Source organism: Enterobacter cloacae complex sp. FDA-CDC-AR_0132, from assembly GCF_003010695.1.
Taxonomy (GTDB): domain Bacteria; phylum Pseudomonadota; class Gammaproteobacteria; order Enterobacterales; family Enterobacteriaceae; genus Enterobacter; species Enterobacter ludwigii.
This window is the reverse complement of sequence record NZ_CP027618.1, coordinates 3,352,977-3,366,057: the sequence shown is the minus strand read 5'-3', so window position 1 is coordinate 3,366,057 and position 13,081 is coordinate 3,352,977. Positions and strand designations below refer to the sequence as shown.

General features: G+C 50.5%; 15 protein-coding genes, 2 tRNA genes and 1 pseudogene. 5 read left to right on the top strand and 13 right to left on the bottom strand.

All coding sequences use genetic code 11. The features are described from left to right. Window positions 1-4: 4 nt before the first annotated feature. From AM379_RS16185 to AM379_RS16160, 6 genes and pseudogenes are all read right to left on the bottom strand, one after another. Complete coding sequence (locus tag AM379_RS16185; protein ID WP_106503907.1) at window positions 5-436, bottom strand: hypothetical protein; 432 nt, start codon at window positions 434-436, stop codon at window positions 5-7. Further along, complete coding sequence (locus AM379_RS16180; protein ID WP_106503906.1) at window positions 433-714, bottom strand: hypothetical protein; 282 nt, start codon at window positions 712-714, stop codon at window positions 433-435. Before AM379_RS16180 ends, AM379_RS16185 begins: the two co-directional genes overlap by 4 nt. Before the next feature lie 45 nt (window positions 715-759). After that, a complete protein-coding gene (locus tag AM379_RS16175) occupies window positions 760-3,288 on the bottom strand; it encodes a type VI secretion system Vgr family protein (RefSeq protein WP_106503905.1) in 2,529 nt (842 codons plus the stop codon). 185 nt (window positions 3,289-3,473) lie between these two features. Next, complete coding sequence (locus AM379_RS16170; RefSeq protein WP_106503904.1) at window positions 3,474-3,686, bottom strand: hypothetical protein; 213 nt, start codon at window positions 3,684-3,686, stop codon at window positions 3,474-3,476. Next, on the bottom strand, window positions 3,683-4,324 hold the full coding sequence (locus tag AM379_RS16165) for a hypothetical protein (RefSeq protein WP_106503903.1): 642 nt from the start codon (window positions 4,322-4,324) through the stop codon (window positions 3,683-3,685). The genes AM379_RS16170 and AM379_RS16165 overlap by 4 nt, the downstream gene beginning before the upstream one ends. A 1-nt stretch (window position 4,325) precedes the next feature. After that, window positions 4,326-4,786 (bottom strand): annotated as a pseudogene (locus AM379_RS16160) (type VI secretion system ATPase TssH); the annotation flags it as partial. 644 nt (window positions 4,787-5,430) lie between these two features. Here AM379_RS16160 and AM379_RS16155 point away from each other — a divergent pair. Continuing rightward, the gene (locus AM379_RS16155) at window positions 5,431-5,682 is read left to right on the top strand and encodes a DUF4942 domain-containing protein (RefSeq protein ID WP_305963117.1); all 252 of its coding nucleotides are present in this window, start codon (window positions 5,431-5,433) and stop codon (window positions 5,680-5,682) included. 109 nt (window positions 5,683-5,791) lie between these two features. Here AM379_RS16155 and AM379_RS16150 read toward each other — a convergent pair. The 3 genes from AM379_RS16150 to AM379_RS16140 all read right to left on the bottom strand — a co-directional run bounded on the left by AM379_RS16150 (window position 5,792) and on the right by AM379_RS16140 (window position 7,873). Continuing rightward, a tRNA-Ser gene (locus tag AM379_RS16150) sits at window positions 5,792-5,879 on the bottom strand. Between the two features lie 133 nt (window positions 5,880-6,012). Next, window positions 6,013-6,100: transfer RNA gene (locus tag AM379_RS16145), tRNA-Ser, on the bottom strand. Window positions 6,101-6,244: 144 nt separating this feature from the next. Then, complete coding sequence (locus AM379_RS16140; protein ID WP_068794471.1) at window positions 6,245-7,873, bottom strand: ABC transporter substrate-binding protein; 1,629 nt, start codon at window positions 7,871-7,873, stop codon at window positions 6,245-6,247. Between the two features lie 269 nt (window positions 7,874-8,142). Between AM379_RS16140 and yccA the strand changes: the two genes are divergently transcribed. Together yccA and tusE are read left to right on the top strand one after the other, a co-directional pair. After that, the gene (yccA, locus tag AM379_RS16130; protein ID WP_014169445.1) at window positions 8,143-8,802 is read left to right on the top strand and encodes an FtsH protease modulator YccA; all 660 of its coding nucleotides are present in this window, start codon (window positions 8,143-8,145) and stop codon (window positions 8,800-8,802) included. Between the two features lie 88 nt (window positions 8,803-8,890). Then, window positions 8,891-9,220 (top strand): sulfurtransferase TusE, encoded by a 330-nt coding sequence (gene tusE / locus AM379_RS16125; protein WP_020884782.1) that lies wholly within the window; start codon window positions 8,891-8,893, stop codon window positions 9,218-9,220. Here the strand turns inward: tusE and yccX are convergent. The 3 genes from yccX to AM379_RS16110 form a co-directional block, all read right to left on the bottom strand. Then, entirely contained in the window at window positions 9,217-9,498 is a 282-nt protein-coding gene (gene yccX / locus AM379_RS16120) for an acylphosphatase (protein ID WP_020884783.1), read from the bottom strand. The genes tusE and yccX overlap by 4 nt on opposite strands. An 11-nt stretch (window positions 9,499-9,509) precedes the next feature. Further along, window positions 9,510-10,238 (bottom strand): helix-turn-helix transcriptional regulator, encoded by a 729-nt coding sequence (locus AM379_RS16115; protein WP_247609165.1) that lies wholly within the window; start codon window positions 10,236-10,238, stop codon window positions 9,510-9,512. 70 nt (window positions 10,239-10,308) lie between these two features. Then, window positions 10,309-10,866, bottom strand: a complete 558-nt coding sequence (locus AM379_RS16110) for a kinase inhibitor (RefSeq protein ID WP_106503902.1) — start codon at window positions 10,864-10,866, stop codon at window positions 10,309-10,311. A 175-nt stretch (window positions 10,867-11,041) separates the two neighbouring features. Between AM379_RS16110 and rlmI the strand changes: the two genes are divergently transcribed. Together rlmI and hspQ are read left to right on the top strand one after the other, a co-directional pair. Next, the gene (rlmI, locus tag AM379_RS16105; protein ID WP_106503901.1) at window positions 11,042-12,232 is read left to right on the top strand and encodes a 23S rRNA (cytosine(1962)-C(5))-methyltransferase RlmI; all 1,191 of its coding nucleotides are present in this window, start codon (window positions 11,042-11,044) and stop codon (window positions 12,230-12,232) included. A 60-nt stretch (window positions 12,233-12,292) separates the two neighbouring features. After that, entirely contained in the window at window positions 12,293-12,610 is a 318-nt protein-coding gene (gene hspQ, locus AM379_RS16100) for a heat shock protein HspQ (protein WP_013097248.1), read from the top strand. A gap of 34 nt (window positions 12,611-12,644) precedes the next feature. Here the strand turns inward: hspQ and AM379_RS16095 are convergent, their stop codons facing one another. Beyond that, a complete protein-coding gene (locus AM379_RS16095) occupies window positions 12,645-13,061 on the bottom strand; it encodes a CoA-binding protein (RefSeq protein WP_025204532.1) in 417 nt (138 codons plus the stop codon). Between the last annotated feature and the right edge of the window lie 20 nt (window positions 13,062-13,081).

Below are 13,081 nucleotides of genomic sequence, written 5' to 3'. Positions count from 1 at the left end.
AAATTTATGAGCCTTGTTCTCTTGTAAGATAAAATGTCCCAATCTTAATTATCTCTGACAAGAATACAGCGGCAATAAATATCACTCCAAGTTTGATTGATATAGTTTTGAAGAACCATGGCAATATTGATATAGAAGGGATCATGAAGAACAGTCTGAATGGTGTTTGAAAATAAACTATCCAATTCACATACTTCCACTTTTTTAAAAGCATTACAGCAGAAAAAACAATCGACATATTAAACAGCAATGAAGATAAAAAAAGGACTAGCGAATAAAACTCTTGCTGTGGATAAATATTGCCAAAAGACAATATATCAGAAATTAAAGGAATTCTTCCCTGAGAGATATTCAGCCAGATAAATCTGGAAATATAAAAGAGATCAAACACCCCCCAAAAATATAATATATAGTTCTGATTTAATCTTAACTTCATTTATTTCCCTCATACATATCATCAGCGGTCGTTGGTTGCCAGTGCCAAGACTGACCCGTAACAGCCCAGGAATCGTCACCTTCTAAAAAAGTTTGCGTTATCTTTCGCTGTTGGCCATAACGATGTACTACAGATTGCTGCTCCATCTCGTCTGTAACATCAGATGGCAAAGGCTGCCATTCCTGAATCTTATCTCTTTTCGTATTCATATAGTCTTTCCCTTCAGAACCAAAAACACGCCCCTCATCTCCCATAGAGGTTAAGCGGTTGATTGCCATAATTGCAGTCTTCTTCAACCCGTGATAATCATGATCAACAGTAACTCAATGCCCAGGTCCTTCATCCTTTTGCTCACGTGGAAACTCGATTTTTACATTACCCGGTGTCGAGGAGTAAAACGGTGCAGTCTTTCCTGACGAGTCAGATATTCCTTCAAGCACCTCGCCATCTGGAGAGGTTACTTTATAACTCGTGAATGGTTTGATATCCCCTGATTCACGATCGGTAACAGTAAACGATCCGCCATACCCCTTAAGAAAAGTAAGAGGTGGAGTATCAAGTGTTGCAGGTCCCGTTTGGTTAACATTGGCCGCTTTCAGTAAAATATTTCCCGAACATCCCAGTTCAAAATTCCCGCCGCTAAGCTTTATATAAGCGCCACCGCAACTTAAAATCAGCTCCTTGCTGGCGTTCACCTTCACGCTTCCCTGGCCACTGGCAACAAGGATGTCCTGTAATGCTGAGACATTCATGGCATCTGCCTGCGCCTGAATGTCAACCTTCCCAGCTCCAGCATACATTTTGATTCCTGCAGCCTGTGCAAACAAACTTACAGCTTCGCTTGCCGCAACAGTGAATGATTGCCCGGCGCTGATATCCGTGTTTTTACCTGACATGAGGCCAATACTTGCCCCGCCTGAAGTAAGCCGGACAGCCTCAGGACTGAGAATGCCTATTCCAGCGGGAGCACTGGCCAGCAATCCCGGCATTTTTAGATATTTCAGTGAGCTGTTTAGCGTCTTTTGACTGTCGATGTCAGATACTGATGCCTTTGCCCCTTTTGCAGCAGCCTGGAGGCTTCTTGCCAGCGTGAGTGCCTGCTCCAGTTGTTCTACAGCCCTGTCCATTTCAAGCATTTTACTGCCGACGTCAGGCTGAGCATCTGCAGTAAGCAGAATGCCCTTACCACCACGAACGCTGACCCAGTCGTTAGTGCGCAACTCTGCCCCTTCACCACGAAGAACCCTGGAAGCATTGACGTTGTGCCCTAAATTCAGTTGGGTCTTACCCCCGTATTCGGTACTGAGCTTGACGTGCTCTTCGCCGCGCTTGTCCTCCATCCGCAGTTTGTTCAGGCCAGCTGTGCGGATAACGTTACGCGTGCTGTTGGCTTCAGTGACGTGGTCAACGTGGCGGGAGTCGTGGAGGGCGTGAGCGATGTATGGACGGTCCGGGTCACCTTCATGGAACGCAATGGCGACTTCAGTACCCTGTATCAGCGGAAAGTGAAAACCGTACTTGTCGCCTCCATAAGGTTTGGCAAAGCGTACCGGCATACTTTCCATGCCCTGACGTTTGTCGTCGCGGTCAGCGTCGAATTTCACCCGGTACATACCTGATGCATCCTGCCAGGCGTAGATATCGTTCTCTTTGGCGCTGGTCACTCGTGCCGTCAGGGTGCCGCTGACCACCGGGCGCTTTTTAGCAGCAGGACGCCAGCAGCGGTTCTCGTAGTAAGGCATCGCTACCCATGCCACCTTCAGGGCATTCTTACGGCTGGCAGAGTAGCCAGTGCGGATAATAACAATACCGTTCTCCGTTTCGCGGGGCAGTGTTGGTGGGATAGCCATTTCGGTGATGGTCAGCACCTGCGCCGGCCCCAGGGTGTGGTCGGTGCTGCTGCCGGTTACCGTGGTCTGGGTGGACAGAAAGCGCTCATGCTCCAGGCGCGCCCAGAAGTTACCGGTTTCTGCCGCCGGCGTGATTTTATCGCCACGTTCAAGGTGACGTGGCCGGTAGTGATACACATCACCGTAAGTATTCCCCTCCCCGTCGCCGCGGGTCATGTCAGCCGGTACTGAAGTCAGGATGTTCTGGGCTTCACGGTGGTTATAGTCACTGGCCGTGACAGAACGCTCCACCACGTTCTGCTGAACGTTAACGCCCCACACCGATTCGGCAGCATTATCATTCATCCCTGACGGGCTGCTGAGAGGTAGCGATTTGCCAAACGTCCAGGCGCTCTGCTTGTCAGCAAAGTGCACCACTTCAGTTTGCGTGTCCGGCTGCAGAGTGAAGAAGTAGAAAATCCCAACCTCGGCCAGCAGGCGTTCGATAAACTCCAGGTCACTTTCCTGGTACTGGTTTATCTGTTCCCGTTTTGGGTAAGTTTGTTTAAGCTTGAACTCATACTCCCATCCCTTCAAACCATGCTCGCCAAGAATTTGCTCTACCACTTCCGGCACTGATTTGTTGACGAAGAAACGGTGAGTACGAAACTGATTGCCCAACAGCGCCAGAAACGGCTCCAGCACGATGCAGTACTGCGCTTCATCCGCTGAACCGCCCGTACGCTCGAAATGCGTCACTACTCCGTGAACCACCTTGCGCGCCGTCAGGGAAAGCAGCTTACCCGCCCCCATGGTCAGCGTCGCTGGCTTGCTCAGCATCTGCCGGGCATCAATGTTCTTGTCGGCACTGGTGAAGTTGATGGTGTACTTGTACAGTGAACTCATCGCTTCTGAGCCGCTGAAACCTTCCACGTCAATATTTGCCGCACACGACGGAATATCCATTTGGTAACGGTTTAGCGGGGTATAGATTAAACTGCTCAGTGTATCTGTCAGACTCACGCTCTTGACTCCGTGTAATATTTCAACATCCTTAATGACCAGTGACGGAAAGAAAGACAACGATATAAGGTTTAAATTATTTTATTTAGCTACTCCACCGTATAGCCACATTATCTCTATGCCTGTTGGTAGGACGTTGTAAATATCTTCCTGATTGATTTTCAGGGGATGACAAAACCGTAAAGTTATTCATCATAAACATATGTATAAGCAAACCGATATATAAGATAGCCTGCAAAAAATTCTGCTATCGAAAACATACCCCAGATGTATCTGGATTCGCTTGAAGATAAGAAAAAAAACCAAATAGTAAATGCAATACCAGAAACACCCAGCCCCATCCCTGCCCCGCGAATTAATCGGGAAAGGATTACCAGAAGAATCACCTTGGTTTTCATAAGCCTCCAAAAAAGTATTCGCATACTTTATCAAACTCGGCAGGATTTCTGTCTCCTATTTCACAAGCTGTATCAAAAGGCTTAACGATATCTTCAACAATAAAATAAAGAAGATCCAGGTCACCCAGACGTTGGAGTTTATTGTGCAAAACAGGATTTCTGTCTTCGAGGTCTCTTGATGTATAAATTGCTCTGGATGTTTCAGCACCAGCAGATAACAATAAGCCCGCCAAACTTCCAGCAAAAAAGGCTGATACACCTCTGGATACTATTGCTTCGCCCAGCTTTACCCCCGTTAGTTCAGTAAACGCCATTTTCCCCATGAACGAACCGGAAACATTTTTCACGATAGAAGATATCTTTTCGGCGTGAATGCGTGAAATAAAATCTGCGAGAGAGGTCTTAATGATTTGCTCAATAACCTGATGATTAAATACACCCTTTTTAACTAATCGCGCCAGCCTGAACTTATCATCCAGATTATCTCTGCGATGCTCAGTATCAATGAAATCATACCCCAGATAGGCAAGACTGACTGGAAATGAAATAAACCCTTTTCCTATTGCCCCCCAAAAACCGGACCCATCGATATTAATGGCCTCAAGCATATCTCTGGCAATCTCTTTTGCGCTGTCCATATCACTCCCCCTCTATTACAGAGCCAGAGCGCACATCAAACTCCAGCCCGATGCCCTCTTTCTCACTCCATCCCAGAGTCAGGGAAGCGGATTTCTGCTTCGCAGCCATGTGTCTCAGCAACTGCTGACTCAGCACCGGCAGAATTTGTTGATTGAGCAGGCTGTCGACGTTACGCACGCCGGTATCCGGCAGCAGGCAGGCAGCAGTCAGAGCGTCATACAGGCTCTCTTCAATTTTCGTGGACAAGCCGTCATGACGATGCAGGCGCTTGCTCACCTGAGCGAGCTTCATTTCCACGATGGTACGCATGGCAGCCTCATGTAGCGGGCGGTAAATCACCGTCTGGAAACGGGCCAGCAGCGCCAGCTGAAAGTGGTCACATAAAATCGCAGCAGTTCCTGCAGATCGCCTTCGGTGGCGTCCGGCTGTTCATCCAGCAGTTGCATCAGGTGGTCGCTGCCGGTTTACATCATTCGATGGAAATTAACCCCCGGAATTAATAGCGGACGCATTCCATTCACCAGCATGTCAACACAATATTTATTTTTGAGTATTTGTCTGAAATGAAAAAATTTCGGATAAGACCCAATGGCCGGAGTGTAGGAACGTTCCCCACCCGATCGGAAATCAAAAAATGTAACAAAATGCTTCCCAAAGAAATCCTGACAGCCAAAGATCATCTTTCTGATTTATAAGAATTTTCTTGCATACCCCTTTAACCCTTATGAAATAAGGGTGTACAGTAAGTGATCAATTTAATTTAGGGACAACTTTGTATAAAATCTCATCAATCACATGAAATATCTGATTTTGTACTTTTATCAAAAAATGAAAGGCAGAACGTGCCTGCCTGTGTGAAAAATTGGCGACATTTACTGGCCTTCACCATTTTTATTATTTATTTAAATGGGTCTTATTATTTTCATCAGAAAAACAAATATCACAGGGAATTTTTGCATGCCTCGCCCCAGTACTCGTGATATGTGCATCTCAGGTATCGTTCGAGGAGTGGGTACGACCTTGAACAACAACCTGTTCTGTGTAGTTTGAAAAAATTCGGAAGGGTGTCGATCGTTCCGTAAGTTATATGCATAAGGGCGTACCTGTGAAGCTGATTCCCTTAGATCGTGTGGCTACATCCGATAACCATGAAAATGTAACCAGACGACTGAATGCTCTCATTGATGAAAACAGGCACTGCAATCGTGATGAAGATGAGATGTTTGCTATTAACTATTTTGAGAAGGGAACGACTCACGTCATTAAACGACCAGAACGGGTGGATAACCCCAATGACATCATCGCTGGCATTATCCTGGAACACCAGGAGCAAGATGTAACAGATGCCGGTTACTAATCCGTCCGATGAATTCTTAGCCCCACCGACACAAGCCAGACGGCAATAGCATACTGAAAACCGACAAAAACAAAAAACCCAGGTCGCATAACGACCTGGGTTTCAAATTTGGCGGAAGCGTAGAGATTCGAACTCTAGAACCCTTTCGGGTCGCCGGTTTTCAAGACCGGTGCCTTCAACCGCTCGGCCACGCTTCCAAAGTGAGGCGCACTATAAACATCTATTAGCGCCTTGTAAAGCAGGAATTTTTCTATTTTTTTCTGTGGGTGCTATCCCTGCCCCTTAAAAGCAAAAAGCCCCGCGATATGACTATCGCGGGGCTTTTATGTCTGGCGGAAGCGCAGAGATTCGAACTCTGGAACCCTTTCGGGTCGCCGGTTTTCAAGACCGGTGCCTTCAACCGCTCGGCCACACTTCCTAAGTGAGGCGAACTATAAACACCTCTCCGCATGCTGTAAAGAGTGACCGCATTCGTTCGCTTTAAAAATAGCCAAAACGCGTTTAATCGGTTGAATAGACAACGTATCGGCCATTTTATCAGCACAAAATTCAGCGTTCATGCTCAGTGTTTTTTGATATACATGTCCCTGGTGAAATAGTACCCCAGCTTGTCCGGCGTGAATCCTCCCACCCACGGTTTGACCAGGTGCGTGCGGACATAGTGATAAACCGGAATGGCAGGCACATCGCGCGCCAGCAAATCTTCCGCCTGCTGATAGAACTTACCGCGCTCTGCCGGTGTTTTGGCTTTCGCGGCGTTCACCAGCGCCTGGTCATACTCCGGATTGCTGTACTGGCTGGTGTTTTCGCTGTCACCGGTACGGAAGTTGTTCAGGAAAGTGGCAGCATCGTCGTAATCGGCAATCCAGGCGTAGCGCACTGCGTCAAAGTCGTGGGTATGCATCGTATCGAGCATCGTTTTCCATTCCTGATTTTGCAGCTTCGCCTCCACCCCAAGGTTTTTCTTCCACATCGAACTGGCGGCAATCGCGATGCGCTGGTGCGATTCAGAGGTGTTATAGAGCAGGTTAAAACGCAGCGGATGGCTGGCGTTAAAGCCGGCTTCGGCCAGCAGCTTTTTCGCTTCTTCGATACGTTTATCCATCGGCCAGCTGGCATAGTCCGGGTTCTGGAGCGTCACACCGCCAATATCTGGCTGGCTGATAAGCCACGCCGGACGCTGCCCCTGCCCTAAGACCTTCCCGGCAATGATCTCTTTATCCAGCGCCATGTTCAGCGCCTTACGTACACGCGCGTCGTTGAACGGCGGCCGGGTGGTGTTGAATTCATAGTAATAGGTGGCAAGCTGCGGGGAGACATCCAGCTGGCTACCCAGGGTTTTCTTGAGCTGGGCAAACTGGTTGATCGGCACCGTATAAACAATATCGATTTCACCTGCTTTAAAACGGTTTACATCCGAGGCCTCGGATGTGATCGGAAGATAGGTCACCTTATTGATAACGGTATGTTCGTTATCCCAGTAGCGCGGGTTACGCTCCGCCACGATGCGCTCGTTAACCACCCACTGCGACAGTTTATACGCTCCGCTGGTGACGATATGCTCCGGTTTGGTCCACTTATCACCAAACCGACCAATGAGCACCTTATCCACCGGCACCAGCGACGGGTGGGCCAGCATGGCAAGGAATGCGGCATTAGGTTGAGTCAGCGTGACCTCAAGCGTGGTATCGTTAATGGCTTTTACACCCAGCGTATCCGGTGCTTTTTTCCCCTGAGCGATATCAGCGGCGTTAACAATATGCATGTTGCCCGGATAGCTGGCATACGGCGAGGCGGTTTTGGGGTCTGTCAGACGCTGCCAGCTCCAGACCACATCCTGCGCGGTAATCGCGGTGCCGTCACTCCATGTGATGCCTGGACGCAGATGAAAAGTCCAGACGGTGTTGTCTTTGTTCTCCCATTTTTCTGCCAGCCGTGGCTGTATTTCACCAGTTGGAGAAACGCTAACCAGCCCTTCGAAGATATCGCTGATAATATTGAATTCGACATCGCTTTCGACTTTATGCGGGTCAAGTGAGGCCGGTTCATTACCGTTGTTTCTGACCAGTTCCTGTTTATCGGCCAGCTGTGTTCCTGCTGGCACGTTAGCCGCCCAGGTAGCCGTGCTGGCGCACAGGATCCCTGCCGTTAACAAAGAGAGTGTAAAGCGCGTGCGTGCTTGTGGTTTCATTTCCTTCGCCTTATTGTCTGTTTTTTGACGATCCGGAAATAACACTTAGCGCTCAAAGTGTAATAACGCAATATTTTTCAGTAACCTATAAGAGCTTGATCTGAATAAATGAAGCAAAGCGTTGTTCATTCTGCTGAAAAGGTTTTCTGAAGAATAAACAACCAGCAGTAACGCTAACGTCCTGAGTAAAGATGGGTAAAACCACTTTGAGACTGGCGCGCCGTTTCCTATTCTTTCCGCTAATTACATCTGTCATAAGAGAGTGACTTATGGATCGTATAATTACTTCTTCACGCGACCGCACATCGCTACTCAGTACCCACAAGGTGCTGCGCAATACCTATTTCATGCTCAGCCTGACGTTGGCATTCTCGGCGATGACCGCAACGGCCAGCACCGTGCTGATGCTGCCGTCACCGGGTCTGATCCTGACGCTGGTGGGGATGTATGGTCTAATGTTCCTGACCTACAAAACTGCTGATAAACCGGTGGGTATTCTGTCCGCGTTCGCCTTTACGGGTTTCCTGGGCTATATCCTGGGGCCCATCCTTAACGCCTATCTGTCCGCCGGTATGGGCGACGTGATTGGCATGGCGCTGGGCGGTACCGCGCTGGTGTTCTTCTGCTGTTCGGCCTACGTGCTGACCACCCGTAAGGACATGTCCTTCCTCGGCGGTATGCTGATGGCAGGTATCGTGGTGGTGCTGGTAGGTATGGTGGCAAACATCTTCCTGCAGCTGCCTGCCCTGCACCTGGCGATCAGCGCCGTGTTTATTCTGATTTCATCTGGCGCAATCCTGTATGAAACCAGCAACATCATTCACGGTGGTGAGACGAACTACATCCGCGCCACCGTGAGCCTGTATGTATCGCTGTACAACATCTTTGTCAGCCTGTTGAGCATCCTGGGCTTCGCCAGCCGCGATTAATCAACAATGCTGTGAACCAGAGCCCCGCTTATGCGGGGCTTTGTTTTTTGGTACACTGCTGCGGTTTTTGACTGACGCGTGAATGACTATGTTGAGTTTTGAAGGTAAAGAGATTGAAACTGATAACGACGGTTATCTGAAAGAGAGCAGCCAGTGGAGCGAGCCGCTGGCGGAAAAAATCGCCGAAAACGAAGGTATCGCCCTCTCCCCGGAACACTGGGAAGTGGTGCGTTTTGTGCGCGAATTCTATCTCGAATTCAACACCTCCCCGGCGATCCGCATGCTGGTCAAGGCAATGGCCAATAAATTCGGTGAAGAGAAAGGCAACAGCCGTTACCTGTATCGCCTGTTCCCGAAAGGCCCGGCAAAACAGGCCACCAAAATCGCCGGCCTGCCAAAACCGGTGAAATGCATTTAGTAGCGAATACCGAAGTTAACGTATTCCCGGCCGGGTTGATGGGGTTCGGTTAAAACCTTATCAACCCGCGCGCTGCGCGGCCCACCAGCTTTCAGCCATGCCACAAGCTTTTCAACCTGCTCCGCATCACCACAGGCAACGACCTCAACGCTGCCATCATCCCTGTTTCGCGCGTATCCCGTGAGCCCCAGCTGCATAGCTTCGCGCTGCGTGCTGTAACGGAATCCGACGCCCTGAACCATGCCGTGTACCCAGGCAATTGTGCAGATTTTTGACATTTTTCTACTCCTTAACGTAGCGTTTTCGGCAAACAGCCATAATGTTGCCGGAAACGGGCAGTAAAACGAGAGCTGGAAAGATAACCACATTGTAATGCGATTTCGCCAATAGGTAACCGGGTTGACTGTAAGTGTGACAGCGCAACGGCCATCCTCACCTCCTCAACAATCTGGCGAAAACTCTGCGACTCTTCGCGTAACCGTCTGCGTAGTGTCGGCACGCTCAATGCCAGGCGGCTGGCAACGTCCTGTGCAGTCCAGGCCCTGGCGGGCGACAGCATGATGAACTGCCGCACCTGCTCGGACAGGTGGCTATTACGCTCTATAAGCAACGGTCCTGCGACGCCGTCATGAAGCAATGCCAGCAAAAGGCCGAAAGCCTGATGCTTTTGTAACGCCTCCGGTAAATCCTGACGCACGGCATGCAGCAGGCTACTCCACATAAATGCCAGCCCCTCACTCAGGGGAGCACAGAGGGAATGTAATTCTGTGCGCGGCCAGGATTTCAGGTAATGCGTTTTAAACTCCGCCAGAAGCTCCGGTGACAACATCAATAAGTCAGAGCGAAAGAGACCATTCGCGGGTTGATTTATGATCTCCAGCGGCGTATTGGCGGGAATAATGATCAGCGACGCTTTCGTCGCCACCAGGCGGTTATCGTCCTGAACAATCACTTTACTGCCGTGAGTGATATGGCAAATGGCAGGAAGAAAGAGTTTAACCTGGTGCAGGTGATGCATTTTACTGGCACTCACTTCACCGGCCGTCAAATGTTTATGTTGAAACTGGACTCCCTGCACCGTGCCATCCTTATCTGCTGTAGGTAACGGTTAAGCTGGCCTTTGCCAGGACGTGACTGTTAAGCATAAAACCCACCAGCGCGCCGCTGGCATTCCTGTCGACAGGCAATTTATCCACATCCAGCGCCCAGACGGTAAACTGATAACGGTGCGGCTTATCCCCTTTGGGCGGACATGCGCCGCCGAAACCAGAATAACCGAAATCATTACGCCCCTGCACAACCCCGGCCGGTAATGTCTCCCCCTTCGGGTTTCCGGCATCGGCGGGAAGCGTCAGCGTCTGGAGGGGAATATTGACCACCGTCCAGTGCCACCATCCACTTCCGGTAGGGGCATCAGGGTCAAATACCGTGACGGCAAAACTTTTCGTCCCGACAGGCGGATTTTTCCACGCCAGTTGTGGAGAGTGATTCCCACCGTGGCACCCAAACCCATCAAACACCTGCTGTTGCGACAACGGGCGTTCAGTGGCCAGATCCTGACTGCTGATGGTGAAAGACGATGCCGCTAAAACATGAACACTGACCACCGCCAGGGTAGTTACTGCTATCGCAAGGCGCTTTCTCATTTGTGTTTCCCTTTGCTGTACCGGAAACCCTACTGTAAAGCCCACTGCAGAGCAGTGCTGTGCCTAAGCGATTTGATTTTGTGCCGAAACGCTCAAAGGCATCCGCAGATGATTGCGACTTGCTGAATGTGCTACTCTACGCGCCATTTCCCTGGAATCGACAGAATAGCAAATTATGAGTGTACGTTTAGTGTTAGCCAAAGGGCGCGAGAAGTCATTATTGCGCCGCCATCCCTGGGTCTTTTCCGGTGCAGTAGCCCGTATGGAAGGCAAAGCCAGCCTCGGAGAGACCATCGATATCGTTGACCATCAGGGGAAATGGTTAGCGCGAGGCGCATATTCGCCAGCGTCCCAAATCCGCGCTCGCGTCTGGACCTTTGATAAAAATGAAACGATCGATATTGATTTCTTCGTTCGTCGTTTACAGCAGGCGCAGCAGTGGCGTGAGTGGCTGGCAAAGCGTGACGGTCTGGACAGCTACCGTGTGATTGCCGGTGAGTCCGACGGTCTGCCTGGCGTGACGATCGACCGCTTCGGTAACTTCCTGGTACTGCAACTGTTAAGCGCAGGGGCTGAATATCAACGTGCTGCGCTGATCAGCGCGTTGCAATCGGTTTTCCCGGAATGCGCCATTTATGACCGCAGCGATGTGGCAGTGCGCAAAAAAGAGGGCATGGAGCTGACGCAAGGTCCGGTCACTGGTGAACTGCCGCCTGCCCTGTTGCCAATCGAAGAGCACGGTATGAAGCTGCTGGTGGATATCCAGGGCGGCCATAAAACGGGTTACTACCTGGACCAGCGTGACAGCCGCCTGGCCACTCGCCAGTATGTTGCCGACAAACGCGTGCTGAACTGCTTCTCCTATACCGGCGGTTTCGCCGTCTCGGCGCTGATGGGCGGCTGTGCCCAGGTTGTCAGCGTTGATACCTCTCAGGAAGCGCTGGACGTGGCGAAACAAAACGTCGAGCTGAACAAGCTGGATCTGAGCAAAGCCGAGTTTGTTCGCGATGACGTCTTCAAGCTGCTGCGTAAGTATCGCGATCAGGGCGAGAAATTCGACGTCATCGTGATGGATCCACCGAAGTTTGTGGAGAACAAAAGTCAGCTGATGGGTGCCTGCCGCGGCTATAAGGATATCAACATGCTGGCCATCCAGTTGCTGAACCCGGGTGGAGTGCTTCTCACCTTCTCCTGCTCCGGCCTGATGACCACAGATTTATTTCAGAAAATCATCGCTGATGCCGCAATAGATGCTGGTCGTGATGTACAATTTATAGAACAGTTCCGTCAGGCAGCCGATCACCCGGTGATCGCTACCTACCCGGAAGGGCTGTATCTGAAAGGGTTTGCCTGTCGCGTCATGTAACTTGAAAAGAGAAATATTGCCCGCACATAACGTGTAAGTAGTGTTTCCCGGGAGGTGACTATGATTGCCAGCAAATTCGGTATCGGCCAGCAGGTCCGCCACACTTTGCTAGGGTATTTGGGTGTGGTCGTGGATATCGACCCGGAGTATTCCCTTGATGAACCGTCAGCGGATGAGCTGGCGGTTAACGCAGAGCTTCGCGCCGCGCCCTGGTATCATGTGGTGATGGAGGGGGATGATGGACAACCCGTTCACACCTACCTTGCTGAAGCGCAGCTGAGTAGCGAACTGCAGGATGAGCATCCAGAGCAACCCACGATGGATGAACTTGCTCAGACTATCCGCAAACAGTTACAGGCCCCGCGCCTGCGGAACTAAGCGTGTAAAAAAAGCCCGATAAACGGGCTTTTTTTTATGACTTCGCCAGCCCCAGACGGGGAATCTCAATCGCCGGACATCGGTCCATTACCACCGTCAGACCGGCTTCTCGCGCCAGCACCGCCGCCTGCTCGTTAATGACACCCAACTGCATCCACAGCGTTTTCGCGCCGATGGCGATGGCCTCTTGTGCCACTCCCCACGCTGCCTCGGAATTGCGGAAAACATCCACCATGTCGACTTTTTCAGGTACCTCGTTCAGCGTGGCGTATCCCTGCTGACCCAGTAAGGTTTTACCGGCCACTTTCGGCGACACAGGGATGACGTGATAGCCCTGATCGAGAAGGTATTTCATCACCCGGTAGCTTGGGCGATCCGGTTTATCGCTTGCCCCTACCAGTGCAATCGTGCGCGTCGATGTCAGAATCTCGGCAATTTCGTTCTCTTTCATGGTTTTCCTCCAGGCTTTTT

What these genes read in the sequence shown, in the direction of transcription:
- AM379_RS16185 (WP_106503907.1), bottom strand. Translation starts at nt 436, where the DNA reads ATGAAGTTAAGATTAAATCAGAACTATATATTATATTTTTGGGGGGTG.
- AM379_RS16180 (WP_106503906.1), bottom strand. Translation starts at nt 714, where the DNA reads ATGGCAATCAACCGCTTAACCTCTATGGGAGATGAGGGGCGTGTTTTT.
- AM379_RS16170 (WP_106503904.1), bottom strand. Translation starts at nt 3,686, where the DNA reads ATGAAAACCAAGGTGATTCTTCTGGTAATCCTTTCCCGATTAATTCGC.
- AM379_RS16165 (WP_106503903.1), bottom strand. Translation starts at nt 4,324, where the DNA reads ATGGACAGCGCAAAAGAGATTGCCAGAGATATGCTTGAGGCCATTAAT.
- AM379_RS16140 (WP_068794471.1), bottom strand. Translation starts at nt 7,873, where the DNA reads ATGAAACCACAAGCACGCACGCGCTTTACACTCTCTTTGTTAACGGCA.
- yccA (WP_014169445.1), top strand. Translation starts at nt 8,143, where the DNA reads ATGGATCGTATAATTACTTCTTCACGCGACCGCACATCGCTACTCAGT.
- tusE (WP_020884782.1), top strand. Translation starts at nt 8,891, where the DNA reads ATGTTGAGTTTTGAAGGTAAAGAGATTGAAACTGATAACGACGGTTAT.
- yccX (WP_020884783.1), bottom strand. Translation starts at nt 9,498, where the DNA reads ATGTCAAAAATCTGCACAATTGCCTGGGTACACGGCATGGTTCAGGGC.
- AM379_RS16115 (WP_247609165.1), bottom strand. Translation starts at nt 10,238, where the DNA reads ATGCATCACCTGCACCAGGTTAAACTCTTTCTTCCTGCCATTTGCCAT.
- AM379_RS16110 (WP_106503902.1), bottom strand. Translation starts at nt 10,866, where the DNA reads ATGAGAAAGCGCCTTGCGATAGCAGTAACTACCCTGGCGGTGGTCAGT.
- rlmI (WP_106503901.1), top strand. Translation starts at nt 11,042, where the DNA reads ATGAGTGTACGTTTAGTGTTAGCCAAAGGGCGCGAGAAGTCATTATTG.
- hspQ (WP_013097248.1), top strand. Translation starts at nt 12,293, where the DNA reads ATGATTGCCAGCAAATTCGGTATCGGCCAGCAGGTCCGCCACACTTTG.
- AM379_RS16095 (WP_025204532.1), bottom strand. Translation starts at nt 13,061, where the DNA reads ATGAAAGAGAACGAAATTGCCGAGATTCTGACATCGACGCGCACGATT.